The organism is Kineococcus anabasis (assembly GCF_054590795.1).
Genome location: NZ_BAAIHU010000002.1, coordinates 142,303 through 158,115 on the forward strand (window position 1 = coordinate 142,303; position 15,813 = coordinate 158,115).

General features: G+C 78.2%; 14 protein-coding genes and 1 tRNA gene. 11 read left to right on the forward strand and 4 right to left on the reverse strand.

Features of this window, described 5'->3' with window-relative positions; all coding sequences use genetic code 11:
- The first annotated feature begins 1 nt into the window (after nt 1).
- Together ACYQBY_RS04190 and ACYQBY_RS04195 are read left to right on the forward strand one after the other, a co-directional pair.
- Nucleotides 2-3,832 (forward strand): hypothetical protein, encoded by a 3,831-nt coding sequence (locus tag ACYQBY_RS04190; RefSeq protein ID WP_459642572.1) that lies wholly within the window; start codon nt 2-4, stop codon nt 3,830-3,832.
- Complete coding sequence (locus ACYQBY_RS04195; protein WP_459642573.1) at nt 3,829-4,008, forward strand: hypothetical protein; 180 nt, start codon at nt 3,829-3,831, stop codon at nt 4,006-4,008. The genes ACYQBY_RS04190 and ACYQBY_RS04195 overlap by 4 nt, the downstream gene beginning before the upstream one ends.
- A gap of 39 nt (nt 4,009-4,047) precedes the next feature.
- Here the strand turns inward: ACYQBY_RS04195 and ACYQBY_RS04200 are convergent, their stop codons facing one another.
- On the reverse strand, nt 4,048-4,722 hold the full coding sequence (locus ACYQBY_RS04200; RefSeq protein WP_459642574.1) for an SAF domain-containing protein: 675 nt from the start codon (nt 4,720-4,722) through the stop codon (nt 4,048-4,050).
- 91 nt (nt 4,723-4,813) lie between these two features.
- A complete protein-coding gene (locus ACYQBY_RS04205; RefSeq protein ID WP_459642575.1) occupies nt 4,814-5,200 on the reverse strand; it encodes an FmdB family zinc ribbon protein in 387 nt (128 codons plus the stop codon).
- Between the two features lie 138 nt (nt 5,201-5,338).
- Between ACYQBY_RS04205 and ACYQBY_RS04210 the strand changes: the two genes are divergently transcribed.
- Nucleotides 5,339-6,301, forward strand: coding sequence for a glycosyltransferase family 2 protein (locus ACYQBY_RS04210; protein WP_459642576.1), 963 nt, complete (start codon nt 5,339-5,341; stop codon nt 6,299-6,301).
- A 54-nt stretch (nt 6,302-6,355) separates the two neighbouring features.
- Here ACYQBY_RS04210 and ACYQBY_RS04215 read toward each other — a convergent pair whose 3' ends face one another.
- Together ACYQBY_RS04215 and ACYQBY_RS04220 are read right to left on the reverse strand one after the other, a co-directional pair.
- A complete protein-coding gene (locus ACYQBY_RS04215) occupies nt 6,356-7,861 on the reverse strand; it encodes a potassium/proton antiporter (RefSeq protein ID WP_459642577.1) in 1,506 nt (501 codons plus the stop codon).
- 98 nt (nt 7,862-7,959) lie between these two features.
- Nucleotides 7,960-8,781, reverse strand: coding sequence for a 5-formyltetrahydrofolate cyclo-ligase (locus tag ACYQBY_RS04220; RefSeq protein ID WP_459642578.1), 822 nt, complete (start codon nt 8,779-8,781; stop codon nt 7,960-7,962).
- Nucleotides 8,782-8,984: 203 nt separating this feature from the next.
- Here ACYQBY_RS04220 and galU point away from each other — a divergent pair, with 203 nt between their 5' ends.
- The 8 genes from galU (at nt 8,985) to ACYQBY_RS04260 (ending at nt 15,726) form a co-directional block, all read left to right on the forward strand.
- Nucleotides 8,985-9,911 carry a UTP--glucose-1-phosphate uridylyltransferase GalU gene (galU, locus tag ACYQBY_RS04225; protein WP_459642579.1) on the forward strand — a complete coding sequence of 309 codons (927 nt, stop codon included), beginning with the start codon at nt 8,985-8,987 and terminating at the stop codon, nt 9,909-9,911.
- 7 nt (nt 9,912-9,918) lie between these two features.
- Nucleotides 9,919-11,202 (forward strand): molybdotransferase-like divisome protein Glp, encoded by a 1,284-nt coding sequence (gene glp / locus ACYQBY_RS04230; RefSeq protein ID WP_459642580.1) that lies wholly within the window; start codon nt 9,919-9,921, stop codon nt 11,200-11,202.
- Complete coding sequence (gene moaC / locus ACYQBY_RS04235; RefSeq protein WP_459642581.1) at nt 11,175-11,696, forward strand: cyclic pyranopterin monophosphate synthase MoaC; 522 nt, start codon at nt 11,175-11,177, stop codon at nt 11,694-11,696. The genes glp and moaC overlap by 28 nt, the downstream gene beginning before the upstream one ends.
- On the forward strand, nt 11,671-12,201 hold the full coding sequence (locus ACYQBY_RS04240) for a MogA/MoaB family molybdenum cofactor biosynthesis protein (protein WP_459642582.1): 531 nt from the start codon (nt 11,671-11,673) through the stop codon (nt 12,199-12,201). The genes moaC and ACYQBY_RS04240 overlap by 26 nt, the downstream gene beginning before the upstream one ends.
- 2 nt (nt 12,202-12,203) lie before the next feature.
- Complete coding sequence (locus tag ACYQBY_RS04245; RefSeq protein WP_459642583.1) at nt 12,204-12,812, forward strand: GNAT family N-acetyltransferase; 609 nt, start codon at nt 12,204-12,206, stop codon at nt 12,810-12,812.
- Nucleotides 12,813-12,897: 85 nt separating this feature from the next.
- Nucleotides 12,898-13,812 carry a hypothetical protein gene (locus ACYQBY_RS04250; protein ID WP_459642584.1) on the forward strand — a complete coding sequence of 305 codons (915 nt, stop codon included), beginning with the start codon at nt 12,898-12,900 and terminating at the stop codon, nt 13,810-13,812.
- A 74-nt stretch (nt 13,813-13,886) separates the two neighbouring features.
- A tRNA-Ala gene (locus ACYQBY_RS04255) sits at nt 13,887-13,959 on the forward strand.
- Between the two features lie 204 nt (nt 13,960-14,163).
- Entirely contained in the window at nt 14,164-15,726 is a 1,563-nt protein-coding gene (locus ACYQBY_RS04260; RefSeq protein WP_459642585.1) for a sugar transferase, read from the forward strand.
- Nucleotides 15,727-15,813: the final 87 nt, after the last annotated feature.

Here is a 15,813-nt window from a genome sequence, read left to right on the forward strand (position 1 = left end):
GGTGAGCAGCCACGACACCCCCGGAGCGGACCACGTCGCCGGGGTGCTGCCGGGCTGGCTGGAGGAGCTGGCCGCTGCCGGCGGCCCGACGGGCCTGCTGCACTGCCCCGACGCCGGTGGCGGTGTCCTGGAGCTGACGACCGCCCACCCCTCGGGCCTGGCGCAGCTGCTCGCCGGCCGTCCCGCGCGCCTGTCGAGCCTCGTGCGCGAGGCCGCCGCCTTCGCCGACGCCCGCCGGCGCGCGCGGGAGGTCCACGTGCGCGCCGAGGAGCTGCGCGAGCAGCAGGGCCTGCAGAGCGCGCACCTGGCCGTGGGGGTCGCCACCTGGAGCTCCGCGGCCGCGCCCTCGCCGGTGCGGGCGCCGGTGCTGCTGCGCCGCTGCGGGCTGCGCCCGGTGGGCACCGCCCACGACGACTACGAGATCCAGCTGACCACCGGGGTGAGCCTGAACCCGGTGCTGCTGCGCCACCTGCACGCCGAGCACGGCATCGTGCTGGACGCGGCGGCCATCGCGGCCTCCGCGGTCGGCGGGCGCGGCTTCGACCCCGTCCCGGCGTACACCACCCTCGGCTCCAGGCTGGGCCGGGTCCCCGGGTTCCGCATCGAGCGCCGGCTGCTGCTGGGGACCTTCGCCGACCCCGGCGCGGGCGCCGCCCGGGACGTCGCGGCCCTCGCGCCCCGCCTGGGCGGGCACCGCGCCCTGCGGCGCCTGCTCACCGGCACCGCCGACGGACCCGCCCCCCGCCCCGCTCCCCGCGCCGCGCCGGACGGCGACCCGGCGCCCGCCCTGCCGCTGGACCTGGACCCCGAGCAGCGCGACGCCGTCGAGGCCGTCCTCGCCGGGGACGACGTCGCCGTGCAGGCCCCTCCCGGCACGGGCGCCACCCAGGTGGCCGCCGCCGTCGTCGCCTCCCTCGCCGCGCGCGGGCGCAGCGTCCTGCTCGTCTCCGGTACCGCCGCGGAGCTGCGCGACGTCGACGAGCGCCTCACCGGCGCCGGGGCGGGCCGGCTCGTGCTGCACGTGCGCGACGCCACCGGCGGGGCGGAGGACGTGGAGGAGCAGCTCGCCGGGGCCGCCGCCCGCCTGCACGGGGCCGCCGCCCGGCAGGACGCGGTGCCCGGGGCGCTGGCCTCCGGTGCCGTCGCCGCCCAGCAGCACGGCCGCGAGCTCGCCGCCCACGCCCACGCCGAGCACCGCCCGCGCGAGCCGTGGGGCGTCAGCGCCGCGCAGGCCCGCGAGGCCCTCGCCGAGCTCGCCGAGCGGCCCCTCGGCCCGCGCACCACGCGGCGGCTGCGCGGCGACGCCCTCACCTCGTGCCGGCGCGAGGACCTGCCCGGCTGGTCCCGGCGCCTGGCGGAGGCCGCGGAGCTCGGCGCCTTCACCGTCACCCCGGCCACCACGCCCTGGGCGGGGGCCCGGCTCACCACCGACGAGCACGCGCAGGCCGTCGCCGGCTCCGTGCGGCGCCTCGTGGAGGACCTGCTCCCCACCGCCCGCGCCCGCATGGCCGTGCTCGTGGAGCAGGCCGGCCTGCGCGGTGCCGACACCGTGGCGGCCTGGCTGGAGCAGCTGGAGCTGCTGCGCGGGGTCCGCCGCAGCGTGGAGCGCTTCGGGGCCGACGTGTTCCACGAGCCCCTGGCGGACGTGGCGCTGGCGACGGGCCGGCCGCAGCACCGCCGCGAGCGGGGTGTGCGGATGGGCTGGTGGCGGCGCTGGCGCCTGCGGCGGCAGGCCCGCGCGCTGCTGGCCGCGGGTGTCAGCCCCGCCGGCACCGACGAGCTGCACCGCTGGGTGCAGGAGGCGCGCGCCCAGCGCATGGGGTGGCAGCGCGCGAGCGGGCGCGGCGGCACCCCCCACCTGCCGGCCGGCCTGGCCGACGCCGAGGCCGCGCTGGAGGCCCTGACCGGGGAGCTGGAGGCGGTGGCCGAGGTGCTGCCGGAGCACGCCACCGGCTCGGTGGGCCTGCGGGAGCTGCCGCTGCCGGAGCTGGCGGTGCTGCTGCGCTCGCTGCGCTCGGACACCGCCGCGCTGGAGCCGCTGCCGCGCCGCACCGTCCTGCTCGCCGAGCTGGCCGCGGGCGGGTGGCAGCCGCTGCTGGAGGACCTCGGCGCCCGCTGGAGCGGGCCGGGCAGCGTGGACCTCGCCGCGGAGGTGGAGACCGCCTGGTGGGCCGGGGTGCTGGAGGCCGTCTGCCTGGACGACCCGCTGGTCGGCGCGGTCGACGCCGCGCACCTGCGGCAGGTCCGCGCCGACTTCGCCCTGGCCGACCGCGCCGCGGCGGCCGCGGCGGCCGGGCAGGTCCGCGCCGAGGTGGACCGCCGCGCCGCGGAGGTCCTGCGCGCCGCCGTCCCCGAACAGCCCGTGCCGCGGATGCGCTCCCCGCAGCCGCGCCCGGTGGTGGACGTCCTGCGGGCGGCGGGGGAGCGGGCCGCGGCGCTGCTGCCGTGCTGGGCGATGAGCCCCCTGGCGGTGCCGGACGCCGTGCCGCAGGAGGTCGTCGCGGACGTGCTGGTGGTGCTGGGGGCCGAGCGCACGGGGCTGGCGGCGGTCCTGCCGGCCCTGGCGCGGGCGCGGCAGCTCGTGGTGGTGGGGGACCCGCGGGGCCTGCCGCCGCAACCGTTCGCGACGGTCGCCGCGGCACCGCCCGACGGGGTGCCCGCGCAGGGCGGTGCGGCGCTGCGCGCGGCGCGGCCCGCGCAGGCCGTGACGCCCGCACCGCGCACACCCCCCGCGGGGGAGGTCCTCGCCGAGGGTGGTGCGGCGCGCTCCCTGGCCTCCCTCGCCGAGGCCGCCCTGCCCTCCTTCCCGCTGCGCACGCAGCACGCGTGCCGCGACGAGCGGCTGCTGCGGCCGCTGCTGGGCCCGGGAGGGCCGGCCGAGGGGCAGCTCGTCCCCCCCGGTGCCGCCGGCGACGTCGTGCGGGTGCTCGACGTGCCGCAGGGGGCGCGGCGCGGCGGGGTGCCGCTGCTGGAGGCGGTGGCCGCCGCGGTCGTGGAGCAGGTGCGCCACCACCCGCACGAGTCGGTGGGGGTCGTGGCCCCGGACGCGGACACCGCGCGCGACCTCGACGAGCTGGTGCGGCGGCGCCTCGCGGAGGCCCTGGGGCTGCCGGTGCGCACCGCCGCGGGACCGGAGACGCCGCCGCCGTGGCCGCTGCCGGGCACGGATCCCCTGCACGTGGCGGAGGTGGAGCGCTGGCGCGGTGTGCGGCGGGACGCGGTGGTGCTGGTGGTGCCGGCCGGTGCCGCGGCGACGGACCCCTCGGCCTCCTCGCCGCTCGCCGCGACGCCCACCGGCGTGCAGCGGGTGGCGCTGGCGCTGGGCCGCTGCCGGGTGCGGGTGCGGGCCGTGGTGGAGGAGCTGCCGCCGGCGTCGGCCGCGGCGGGTGCGGGGGAGCGGCTGCTGCGGGAGGCGCTCGGGACGTGGCGCCGGGCCGCGCAGCACCCCGCTCCCGCGGGCGGCGCGCCGGTCGACGCGCTGGTGCGCAGGCTGGCCGCGGCGTGCGCGGAGCGGGGCCTGCCCGTCGTGACGGGTGCTGGCGCGGGGCACCCCGTGGACCTGCTCGTGGGCGAGGCCGAGCCCGGTGCCGTGGCGGGCGCCGGCTGGCGCAGGGGTGTGCTGGCGGTGGAGCTGGACGGGCCGCGCTGGGCCGCGGTGCGGGGGGTGCGCGAGCGCGAGCGCGGCCGCCCGGAGCAGCTGGAGCGGGCCGGGTGGCGGTACGTGCGCTGTCTGGGCGGGGACGCGCTGGCCGACGCGGACGGCGAGGCCCGCCGCCTGGCCGGGCTGTGGCGGGAGTGCGTCGGCGACGGGGTGCGGGAGGCGGGGCGGTGAGCGGGCGCGAACGCGCGGCGGGTGCCGGCGGCGCCGGCGGCCTGGACGCCGAGCGGGAGGTGGCGCTGGAGGACGAGCGCAGCGCCGACGACGCCGACCTCGGCTGGGGCGAGGGGAGCGGGACGCACGGTGAGGACGAGCGGTACCTGCGTGACGTCCCCCCGCACTGGCAGTGAGCGCACCACCCCGGTCCACCGGCGCGTCGGGACCGGGGCTCAGGAGCGCAGCACGACCCCGGTCCACCCGCCGGCGGCCCCGGCCAGGCGCCGGGCGGTCTCCTCGTCGACGGCCAGCAGCAGCGTCGTCCCCGCCGGGGCGGGTGCCGGGCCCAGCAGCCCCGTCGCGGCGCCCGCCGCGGTGGGGACCGCGAGCACGACGACGTCCCGCGCCAGCCGCTCGGCCTGCCCGGGCTGGCCGGTGACGGCGTCGGGGGTGCGGGCCAGGACGTCGACGCGCCGCCCGGGGGTGAGCGCGGTGAGGGCGCCGGCGTCGCTGAGGGTCACCGGCGCCACGACCGTGCCCGGCGGCTGCCCGGCCAGCAGCCCCGGGCCGAGACGGCGGGCGTCGGTGAGCGGCTCGCCCCGGCGCACACCGGAGGCGAGCACCGCCCCCACCGCCTCGCCCGGTGTGCCGGCGGCGCCGTCGGGGCGGCTGCCCCGCGGCCAGGCCGCGACGGTGACGTCCGGGCCGGTCACGACGGTCCCGGCGGGCAGGTCCCGCGCCGCGACCACGAGCGGGTCGGCCGGCGCCTGCGGTGGGGCGGCCACCCGGGTGGCGGTCGCGGCGGCGAGGGCGAGCAGGAGCGCGGCGAGCACGCGCCGCGAGCGGCGGCGCAGCAGCCGCAGACGGGCGGGGGAGGCCGGGCGGCCGGGGAGTCGCAGTGCGGGCACGCCGCGACGCTAGGTGCGGGCGCGGCCCGCCGGGCCGGCCCGGCGCGGGGCNCCCGGCGCGCGCCGGGGGCTGTGGACGGGGCGGGTGGGCTCAGGCGGCGGGCGTGGAGGAGCTGGAGCTGCCGGCGCCGGAGGAACCGGAGCTGGAGCTGCCGGAACCCGAGCTGCCGGAACCCGAGCTGCCGGAACCCGAGCTGCCGGAACCCGAGCTGCCGGAACCGGACGAGCCCGAGGCGGCGGCGGTGTCCTTCTTGCCGCCCGCGGCCGGGGTGCTCGCGGAGGAGCCGCCCTTGTCGGCGGACCCGCGCGAGTCGGTGCGGTAGAAGCCGGAGCCCTTGAACACCACCCCCACCGAGTTGAACACCTTGCGCAGGGTGCCGGAGCACTCGGGGCAGTCGGTCAGCGCGTCGTCGGTGAACGACTGGTGCACCTCGAAGCGGTGCTGGCACGAGCTGCACGCGTAGGCGTAGGTGGGCACGACGATCTCCTCTGTGGCACTCGCTGCTGGCACTCCGTGGAGCCGAGTGCCAATGATACGCGGTCGGCGGGCGCCGGGCGGGGAGCTCACCCGACCGGCTGTGCTTGACTGCTCGCTCACCGCGAGGGGAGCTCAACCGTGAGTGTCGACCTGTCCGTGATCGTCGTGACGTACAACGCCCCGGAGTGGGTGGAGCGCTGCCTCACCGCGCTCACCGGGCCCGGGGCGCCCCGCTGCTCCGCCGAGGTCGTCGTCGTCGACAACGCCTCCGCCGAGCCCACCCGCCAGGTGCTGGCCCGCTGGTCCGACCGCGGCGACACCCCCGTGCGCGTGCACCTGTCCGAGGAGAACATCGGCTTCGGCCGGGCCTGCAACCTCGGCGTGCGCCTCAGCTCCGGCGAGCACGTCGTCCTGCTCAACCCCGACGCGGAGGTCCTGCCCGGCAGCCTCGACGCCCTGCTCGCCTTCCACCGCGAGGACCCCCGCCGCGGTCTCGTCGGGGGGCGCACCCTCAACCCCGACGGCACCGCCGACAGCCGCTCCTGCTGGGGCGAGCCCACCCTGTGGAGCTGGTTCTGCTCCGCCACCGGCCTGTCCGCGGTGTTCCGCCGCAGCACCCTGTTCGACCCGGAGTCCCTCGGGTCCTGGCAGCGCGACAGCGTCCGGGAGGTCGACGTCGTCACCGGCTGCCTGCTGCTGACCAGCCGGCGCACCTGGGACGAGCTGGGCGGCTTCGACCCCGACTACTTCATGTACTCCGAGGACGCGGACCTGTCCCGGCGCGCCCGCGACCTCGGCTACCACCCGGCCATCACCCCGGAGGCGGCGATCATCCACGAGTGGGGGGCCTCCAGCACCCGGCTCGGGCGTCAGCGCCTCATCCTGCGGGGCAAGGCCACCTACGCGCGCAAGCGCTGGGCGGGGGCGCGCGGGCGCCTCGGGGTGGTGCTGCTGCAGTGCGGGGTCGGCGTGCGGGCCGCGGCCGAGGCGGTGCGCTCCCGGGGCGGGGAGCCCGTCTGGCGGGAGCTGTGGGTGCAGCGGCGCGACTGGAGCGCCGGCTGGCCGCCCGCGCAGGAGCCGGCGGGCGCACCCGTCCGCTGACCCGCGCGCCGTCCGGCCGGGGGCGCGCGCCGGGGGCGCTCGTCGGGGTGCTCCTCAGGGGCGGTCGTCGGGGGAGTGCCAGCCCGCGAGCTTGCCCGTGCTGGAGATCGCCTGCAGGCGCCGCTCGACCGCCTCCCGCTCCTCCGCCGACGTCACCACGAGGATCTCGTCGCCGTGGCGCAGCGAGGTCCGCCGGTCCGGCACGAACGTGCGCCCCTCGCGCGCCACGAGGGTCACGTTGGCCCCCGCGGGCAGGCGCAGCTCGAACACCTCCACCCCGTGCAGCCGGGAGCGCGGGCCCACCCGCACCCGCACCACGTCCGCGGCGAGCGTCCCCAGCGGGGAGACCTCCACGTCGAGGTCCTCCGCCGAGGTGTCCGTCTGCAGGCGCAGCGCCCGCGCCACCCACGGCAGGGTCGGGCCCTGCACGAGGGTCTGCACGGTCACCAGCACCAGCACGAGGTCGAAGATGCGCTCGGAGTCCGGCACGCCCGCCACCACCGGCACCGTGGCCAGCACGATCGGCACCGCGCCGCGCAGCCCCGCCCAGGACAGGAACGCGCACTCCGCGAGCCGCACCCGGAACGGCAGCAGGCTCACCAGCACCGAGGCCGGGCGCGCCAGCAGCGTCAGCACCACGCCGATGCCGAGGGCGGGCAGCACCTGCGCGGGCAGCTGCGAGGGGCTCGCGAGCAGCCCCAACAGCACGAACAGCCCGATCTGCGCGAGCCAGCCGAAGGCCTCGGCGACACCGCGGGTGGCGGCGCGGTGCGGCAGGCGGGCGTTGCCCAGGTGCAGGGCGCAGACGTAGGTGGCGAGGAACCCGGAGGCCTGCAGCAGGTCGGCGACGGCGTAGGCGCCCACCGCGATGCCGAGCACCGCGATGGGGTACAGGCCGGGGGAGGGCAGGGCGGTGCGGCGCAGGCCCGCGGCACCAGCGGCGCCCAGCACGATCCCCGCGGCCGCACCGACGGCGAGCTCGTAGCCGGCCTCGGCGAGGAAGAACCACCACGCGTGCTCCTCGCCCTCGCCGGAGAGCACGGACGTCAGGGCGACGACGGCGATGACGACGGGCGCGTCGTTGAGGCCGGACTCCGCCTCCAGCAGGCCGACGAGCCGGCGCGGCAGCGGCACGGAGCGCAGCACGGAGAACACCGCCGCGGCGTCGGTGGAGGACACCGCGGCCGCGATGAGCACCGCCATCGCCCAGTCCACGTCGAGGATCCAGTGCACCGCCACGCCCACGACCGCGATGGACACGGCGGTGCCGACGGTGGCCAGGACCGCCGCGGGGGCCATCACGGGGCGCACCGCGGACCAGCGCGTCGTCAGCCCGCCCTCGGCGAGGATGAGGATGAGCGCGCTGTAGCCGAGGACCTGTGTCAGCCCGGCGTCGTCGAAGCGGATGCCCAGGCCGCTCTCGCCGAGCAGCAGCCCCAGCCCCAGGTACAGCAGCAGCGACGGCAGGCCCGTGCGCGCGGACAGGCGCACGGCGACCACGGCGACCAGGACGACGCTGGCGCCGACGAGCAGCACCACGCTCAGGTCGGCCAAGGTCATGCGTCACGGTACCGAGAGCCCCGGCCCGCCCCGCGGTGACGGTCGATGCACGTTCGGTGCACCGTCCGTGCGCGCCCGGCGCACGGACGGCGCGGTCGTCAGCTGCGCAGCCAGAGCCACCGGGTCGGTGTGATCACCGCGTCCACCCGCCGGTCGTGCGCCAGGGTCGGCACGGGGGAGACGGCGGCGTCGAGCAGCTCGTCGTCGTGCACGAGCGCGACGACGGGGACGCGCGGCGGGACCCGCCGCAGGGCCCGGTCGTAGCTGCCGCCGCCCTGGCCCAGCCGGTGCCCCTCGGTGTCCACGGCCAGCGCCGGGACCAGCACCAGGTCGACCTCGGCGACGGCCCCGGTGCCGAGCAGCTCGGGGGTGCCCCCGACGCAGCGCGGCGCGGGGTCCGAGCGCGGCGTCCAGTCCAGGTCCGCGTCGGGCAGCAGGACGGGCAGCACGACCTCCACGCCCTCGCGCTGCAGCGCCTCCAGCGCCGAGTGGGTGCCCGGCTCCCCGGGCAGGGAGGTGTAGCAGGCCACGCGGCGCACCGCCCGCAGCAGCGGGCAGGTGGTCAGGGTGCGGCCCAGGTCCCGGTCGACCGCCTCCGCCGCGCCCGCCTCGCGCGCGCGGCGGCGGGCGCGCACGGTGCGGCGCAGCGCGGACTTGCGTGCCTCGACGTCGCGCACGGCCTGGGTGGGGCCGGCGAGGACCTCCAGGCGGTGCGGGACCGCGGCCAGGGCGGGGCCGTCGTCGGCGACGGGCGGGTGGCCGGGGGCGTGCCCGGGGAGGCGGAGGCCGTGGTGGTGGACCCGCAGGTCGTGCTGCACGGAGAGCTCGTGCTGCACCGAGAGGTCGGGGCGGGCCAGGGCGGTCCGTCCGCCCGGATCGGACGTGCCGGCGTCGTCGGCGGCAGCTGATCCTGGGGTCATCCGGGCTCCTCCGGCTCAGGGGCGGTGTGCGTCCACACCGCTCTCGACGGTGTGCGTTCACACCGTGACGAACAGTGTGCGCTAGGCAACCCCTCTTGCGCCAGGGGACGACCCCGTCAGGAGCAGTCCGCGCGCACCGCGCCGGGCGCGCCCGGGTGGTGCCGTGACCGCCGGGCGGGCGCTCGCCGGTAGCCTCCGGCGCCATGAGCGAACGCAACGAGCGCAGCGCCCGGACTGTCCGCAAGGCGGTGATCCCCGCCGCCGGGCAGGGGACGCGCTTCCTGCCCGCCACCAAGGCGGTGCCCAAGGAGATGCTGCCCGTCGTCGACACGCCCGCCATCCAGTACATCGTCGAGGAGGCCGTCCGCGCCGGCCTCAGCGACGTCCTGATGATCACCGGGCGCAACAAGCGGCCCCTGGAGGACCACTTCGACCGCAACGTCGAGCTCGAGGCCGGCCTGGAGGCCAAGGGGGACCAGGCCAAGCTCGCCCGCGTCACCGCCTCCACCGACCTGGCCCGCGTGCACTACGTCCGCCAGGGCGACCCCAAGGGCCTGGGCCACGCCGTGCTCGTCGCCGAGGACCACGTCGGCGACGAGCCGTTCGTGGTGCTCCTCGGCGACGACATCGTCGACGCCCGCGACCCCCTGCTCGAGCGGATGCTCGAGGTGCACGAGCGCTTCGGCGGCAGCGTCGTGGCGTTCATGGAGGTCCCCGAGGACCAGATCCACCTCTACGGCTGCGCCGTGGCCGAGCCCACCGACACCGAGGACGTCGTCACCGTCACCGGCCTGGTGGAGAAGCCGAAGCGCGAGGAGGCCCCCAGCAACCTCGCCATCATCGGCCGCTACCTGCTCGACCCGGCCGTCTTCGCCGTGCTGCACGAGACCCCGCCGGGCAAGGGCGGGGAGATCCAGCTCACCGACGCCCTGCAGACCCTCGCCCAGCCCGGTGCCCCCGGTGGCGGGGTGCGCGGTGTCGTCTTCCGCGGCCGCCGCTACGACACCGGCGACAAGCTCGACTACATCAAGGCCGTCGTGCGCCTGGCCAGCGAGCGCGACGACATCGGCGCGGAGCTGCGCTCCTGGCTCGCGGAGTTCGTCGCGGCCGGCCCCACCGGGCAGGGCTGAGCGCGCCGTGACGACGGGCGCGAGGTCCCCCCGGCCGGGGCACGGGCCGGCGGAGCTGGTGACGGTGGCCGAGCACCGGCGCGCGTGCCTGGACCTCGTGCGCCCCCTCGCGCCCCTGGAGGTGTCCCTGCTCGACGCCCTCGGCTGCGTGCTGGCCGAGGACGTCGTCGCCGCGCGGGCGCTGCCGGCGTTCGACAACTCCGGCATGGACGGCTACGCGGTCCGCGTGCGCGACGTGGCCGGTGCCTCGCCCGGCGCCCCGGTGCGCCTGCCCGTCGTGGCCGACCTCGCCGCGGGCAGCGCCGAGTCGCTGCGCCTGGCGCCCGGCACCGCCGTGCGGATCATGACGGGCGCGCCCGTGCCGCCGAACACGGGCGCGGTGGTGCCCGTGGAGTGGACCGACGGCGGGGTCGCGCACGTGCAGGTGCGGCACGAGCCCGACGAGGGCCAGCACATCCGGCGCGCCGGGGAGGACGTGGGCGCCGGGGTCGTCGTCGTGGAGGCCGGCACCCGGCTGGAGCCGCGGCACGTCGCGGTGCTCGCGGCGGTGGGCCGGGCACGGGTGCGGGTGCGCCCCCGCCCGCGCGTCGTGGTGATCTCCACCGGCAGCGAGGTCGTCGAGCCCGGCTCCGCGCTGCGGCACGGGCAGCTGCACGACGCCAACGGTTTCGCCCTCACGGCGGCGGCGCTGGAGGTGGGCGCCCAGGCGTACCGCGTCGGCGTCGTGCCGGACGACCCCGCGCTGCTGCGGCGCACCCTGGAGGACCAGCTGGTGCGCGCCGACGTCCTCGTCACCTCCGGCGGGGTCAGCGCCGGGGCGTTCGACGTCGTCAAGGACGTCCTGCGCGGCGACGGCTCGATGTGGTTCGGCGGGGTCGCGGTGCAGCCCGGCATGCCGCAGGGGGCGGGCACCCTCGGGGAGGACCGCACGCCCCTGTTCGCCCTGCCCGGCAACCCGGTCAGCGCGTTCGTCTCCTTCGAGGTGTTCGTGCGGCCGGCGCTGCGCCGGATGCTGGGCGAGGACGCCTCGGCCCCCGACCCCCGCCGGCCCCGGGTGCGGGCCGTGGCCGCGAGCGCGTGGGGCTCACCGCCCGCCAAGGAGCAGTACGTGCGCGCCCGCACCTGGCGCGAGGCCGACGGCACCCTGCGCGTGGAGCCGGTCAGCGGGGCCGGCTCGCACCTGGTGACCGCCCTGGCGCGCGCCACCTGCCTGGCGGTCGTGCCCGCCGGGGTCGGGCGCGTGGAGGAGGGCGACGAGGTGGAATGCGTGCTGCTGGGGCCGGCCACGTGAGCGGGCCGGAGGAGGGCGCGGCGCGCCTGACGCACCTGGACGAGGCCGGCCGCGCCCGCGTGGTCGACGTCTCCGCGAAGCCGGTCACCGTGCGCGAGGCCCGCGCGGAGGGCCGGGTGCTGTGCTCCCCGCAGGTCCTGGCGCTGCTGACGTCCGGCGGGCTGCCCAAGGGCGACGCGCTGACGGTGGCCCGCATCGCCGGGCTGCAGGCCGCCAAGCGCACCCCCGACCTGGTGCCGCTGGCGCACCCGGTGGCGGTCCACGCCGTCGTGGTGGACCTTGAACCGGAGCACGACGGGGTGCGGATCCGCGCGGCGGTGCGGACGGCGGACCGGACGGGTGTGGAGATGGAGGCGCTGACGTGCGTGACGGTGGCGGCGCTGACGTTCGTGGACATGGTCAAGGCCGTGGACCGGCACACCCGCATCACCGACGTGCGGGTGGTGGCCAAGAGCGGGGGGAGGTCCGGTGACTGGACGGCGGACGAGGGCTGAGACGGCGGCGCGGCGCTCGGCGCTGGTGGTGACGGTGTCCAACCGCGCCTCGGCGGGCGTCTACGAGGACACCTCCGGCCCCGTGGTCGTCGAGGGCCTGGTGGCGGCCGGTTTCCAGGTGGACGGCCCGCAGGTCGTGCCCGACGGCGACGCCGTGGAGGAGGCGCTGCGCACCGCGGTCTCGGCCGGGTACGACGTGGTCGTCACCAACGGCGGCACGGGCCTGTCGACGACGGACCTGACCCCGGAGATGACCCGGCGGGTGCTGGACTACGAGGTGCCCGGGGTGCAGGAGGCGGTGCGCGCGGCGGGCACCGCGAAGGGCGTGGCCACGGCGGCGCTCTCGCGGGGCCTGGCCGGGGTCGCGGGCCGCACGTTCGTGGTGAACCTGCCGGGTTCCCCGGGCGGGGCGCGCGACGGGGTGGAGGTGATCCTGCCGCTGCTGCCGCACGCGGTGGACCAGCTGCACGGCGGCGACCACCCGCGGCCCGGCGCCGGCCGCTGAGCGTGCCGGAGGTCCCGGCCGGCACCTGGCCGGTCCGCCTGCAGGAGGGCGCCCTGGTGCTGCGGCCGCTGCGCCGGCGCGACGGCGCGCGCTGGCGCGAGGTGCGGCTGGCGAACGCCGCGTGGCTGCGGCCGTGGGAGGCAACCAGCCCGGAGGGCGCCGAGCCGCCGCCGACGTTCGGGCAGATGGTGCGGGCGTTCACGCGGGAGGCGCGGGCCGGCCGGATGCTGCCGCTGGTGGTGGAGGTCGACGGGCAGCTCGCCGGGCAGGTCACCGTCTCCGGCATCACGTGGGGTTCCCTGCGCTCGGCGCACGTGGGGTACTGGATCGACCGCCGGTTCGCGGGGCGCGGGCTGATCCCGCTGGCGCTGGCGCTGGTGGGGGACCACTGCTTCCGCGCGATGGGGTTGCACCGCCTGGAGCTGAACATCCGCCCGGAGAACGCGGCGAGCCTGCGGGTGGTGGAGAAACTCGGCCTGCGCGACGAGGGGTTGCGGGAACGCCTGCTGCACATCGACGGCCGCTGGCGGGACCACCGCACGTTCGCGGTGACGGCGGAGGAGGTCCCGCTGGGGTTGCGGACCCGGCTGCGCGAACGCGCCGGTTCCTGACGGCCGGACCAGGATCGCGCGACACACCCCGCGCCGCGGCGCAGTTGCGTGGTGTGGCGGGAGCCGACCCCTAGCGTTGTGCCTCGTGCACGCGAGCAGCCTCGTCTTCGTGGTCATCATCGCCCTGTGGGCGGTGTACCTGCTGCCCGACAACCTGCGGCGACGGCGCCGGCTGGGGTCGGCGCGGACGGCTGACCGGAACTCCGCGCAGATGCGGGTCCTGGTGCGCAGGGTTCCGGAGGAGGGCGCGGCCGAAACCCCCGCGGCGGGGGCCCCGGCGCTGCCGGCCGCCGCCTCCCGGGCCGCCCTGCCGCCCGCCCCGGTGGTTCCCGCGCCGCGCGACGGCACCGCCGACCCGGTGGGCGCCGCCGCACCGGAACCCGCCGCGATCCCCGCCCCCGCCCCCGGTGCCGCCTCCCGTGCCGCTCTCCCCGGTGGGGCCGCGGTGCGCGGCGCGCAGGTGCTCCGCCGGCGCCGCCGGCTCGTGGCGGCGCTCGGGGTGCTGGCCGCCGCCGGCTGGTCCGCGGTCGCGGCCCTGCCCGTGACGTGGGTCGCCGGTGCCGCCCCGACGCTGCTGCTGCTGCTCGTGCTCGCCGCCCTCGCCCGGCACGCCGCGCCCGCCCGGCCCGCCGGTGCCGTCGTCTCCGGCACGGTCGACACCTCCCCGCGCGAGCGCGCCGCGGCCACCGCGCCCGCCGCCGGGGAGCACGCGGCGGTCGTCGTCGGCGAGGTGGTGCCGCCGCAGGGCGGTGGTGCGCGGGAGCCGGAGGCCGGTGGCGCCGCGCAGACGCCGCCCGAGGCGGAGGCGGACCCCGCCCCGGTGGCGCCGGGCCAGTGGGAGCCCGTTCCCGTGCCGCTGCCGACGTACCTGCTCAAGCCGAAGGCGCCCGCCGCCGCGGCACCCGCCCCGGCCCGCCGGCGCGTGGTCGTCGACGTGCGCCCCTTCGACCAGGAGCGCGTGGTGGACCTGCGCGAGGAGCGCCGCGTCGTCAGCCTGTGACCGCCGGCGCGGACCGCACGGGCCCGCCCCGGGGCGGGTCCTCTCCGCACACCTGGTAGTGTTCGTGGTGCTTCGGGGCTGTGGCGCAGCTGGTAGCGCACCTCGTTCGCAACGAGGGGGTCAGGGGTTCGAATCCCCTCAGCTCCACCGAGGAAGGGCCTGCCGGATCACCCGGCGGGCCCTTCCGGTGTTCCGGCGGCGGACCGCCCCTGGTGGCCCGTTCCGGAGCGCCCCGCTACAGTTCGCTGTCGTTCGCCCACCAGGGTGCGACCGTCGCGGTCACCTCCCCCGCGCCGGGGCGATGCTCGTCCACGACGTCGTGGCCTCAGGGAACGACGACCAGGGAGTGGCATGTCCGCTGAAGACCTCGGAACGCCGCCCGTCGGGAGTCCCGGGCCCCGAGGACAGCGGCCCGCCGCGGCCCGCCCGTTCCTGCCGGTCCCGCGCAACCAGCGCGTCCCCGCCCACCGCGCCGAGCGCCCGCCGCGGCTGCTGGAGGCCAGGCGCCCGGCGTGGCAGCGCGAGTACGTCCTCACCATCGCCGCCCTCGACGGGCTCGCGGCGCTCCTGGGGGCGCTGACCGGCTACCTCGTGCGCTTCGGCGGCTCCCTCGTGCCGGGTGCCCCGGGCGCCTCGGTCGCGTGGACGATGGTCCTGCTGCCCCCCGTGTGGGTCTTCGCCATGCTCCTGTCGCGCTCCTACGAGCCGCGGTTCCTCGGCGTCGGCTCGGAGGAGTTCCAGCGGGTGCTGCTCGCCGGCACGACCGTCGTGGCGCTCGTGGGCACCCTGTCCTGGGCCCTGGCGCTGGAGCTCGCCCGCGGGTTCGTCGTCGTCGCCCTGCCCGTGGCCGGTGTGCTCACCGTCCTGGCGCGGCTCGCGGCCCGCGGGTACCTGCACCGGCGGCGGGCCCGCGGGGACTGCATGCAGACGGTCGTGGCGGCCGGGCACCCGGCGGCGGTGGCCTCCCTCGTCAGCCAGGTGCGCCGGGAGACCTCGCACGGCCTGCGCGTCGTGGCGGCCTGCACGCCCGCAGGGCGCACCTCCGAGCAGCTGCAGGCGCTCGGCGTGCCCGTCCTCGGCTCCCTGGAGGAGATCGCGCCGGTCGCCCGCCGGGTCGACGCGGACGTCGTGGCGACGCTGACCTGCCCCGAGCTCGACGGCCCCGTCCTGCGGCGCCTCGGCTGGGAGCTGGAGGACACCCGCGCCGACCTGGTGGTGGCGCCCGCGCTCACGGACATCGTGGGGCCCCGCGTCGTGATCAGGCCCGTCTCCGGGCTGCCGCTGCTGCACGTGGAGCGCCCCGAGCTGACAGGGGCACGGCACCTGGGCAAGGCCCTGTTCGACCGCTCCGCGGCACTGGCGGCGCTGCTGCTGCTCGGCCCGGTGCTCCTGGCGATCGCCGCGGCCGTGCGGCTGGACTCCCCGGGACCGGTGCTGTTCCGCCAGCAGCGCGTGGGCCGCGGTGGGCGGCCGTTCACGATGTACAAGTTCCGCTCGATGGTGGTGGACGCCGAGCGGCTCCTCATCGACCTGCGCGAGCGCGACGAGGGCAACGGCCTGCTGTTCAAGATGCGCCGCGACCCGCGGGTGACGCGGGTGGGGACGTGGTTGCGCCGGTACTCCCTGGACGAGCTGCCCCAGCTGCTCAACGTCCTGCTGGGCCACATGTCCCTCGTGGGGCCCCGTCCGCCGTTGCAGCGGGAGGTGGACGCCTACGGCGACGAGATGCTCCGCCGGCTGCTGGTCAAGCCGGGTCTGACGGGGCTGTGGCAGGTGTCCGGCCGCTCGGACCTGGACCTGGACGAGTCCGTGCGCCTGGACCTGACATACGTGGAGAACTGGTCCCCGGCCTTCGACGTGATGATCCTCGCCAAGACGCTCGGCGCGGTCCTGAAGGGGCGCGGGGCGTACTGAGCGCGGGGGCGGGGCACCGGGCAGGGCACCGGGAACACGGGCGGGCCGGGAGGGGGAACCCCTCCCGGCCCGCCGCCGTCGTGCGCG

Excerpts from the sequence above, each read along its gene's own strand:
- ACYQBY_RS04215 (WP_459642577.1), bottom strand. The coding sequence starts at position 7,861 with ATGACCTTGGCCGACCTGAGCGTGGTGCTGCTCGTCGGCGCCAGCGTC.
- ACYQBY_RS04220 (WP_459642578.1), bottom strand. The coding sequence starts at position 8,781 with ATGACCCCAGGATCAGCTGCCGCCGACGACGCCGGCACGTCCGATCCG.
- galU (WP_459642579.1), top strand. The coding sequence starts at position 8,985 with ATGAGCGAACGCAACGAGCGCAGCGCCCGGACTGTCCGCAAGGCGGTG.
- moaC (WP_459642581.1), top strand. The coding sequence starts at position 11,175 with ATGCGTGCTGCTGGGGCCGGCCACGTGAGCGGGCCGGAGGAGGGCGCG.
- ACYQBY_RS04260 (WP_459642585.1), top strand. The coding sequence starts at position 14,164 with ATGTCCGCTGAAGACCTCGGAACGCCGCCCGTCGGGAGTCCCGGGCCC.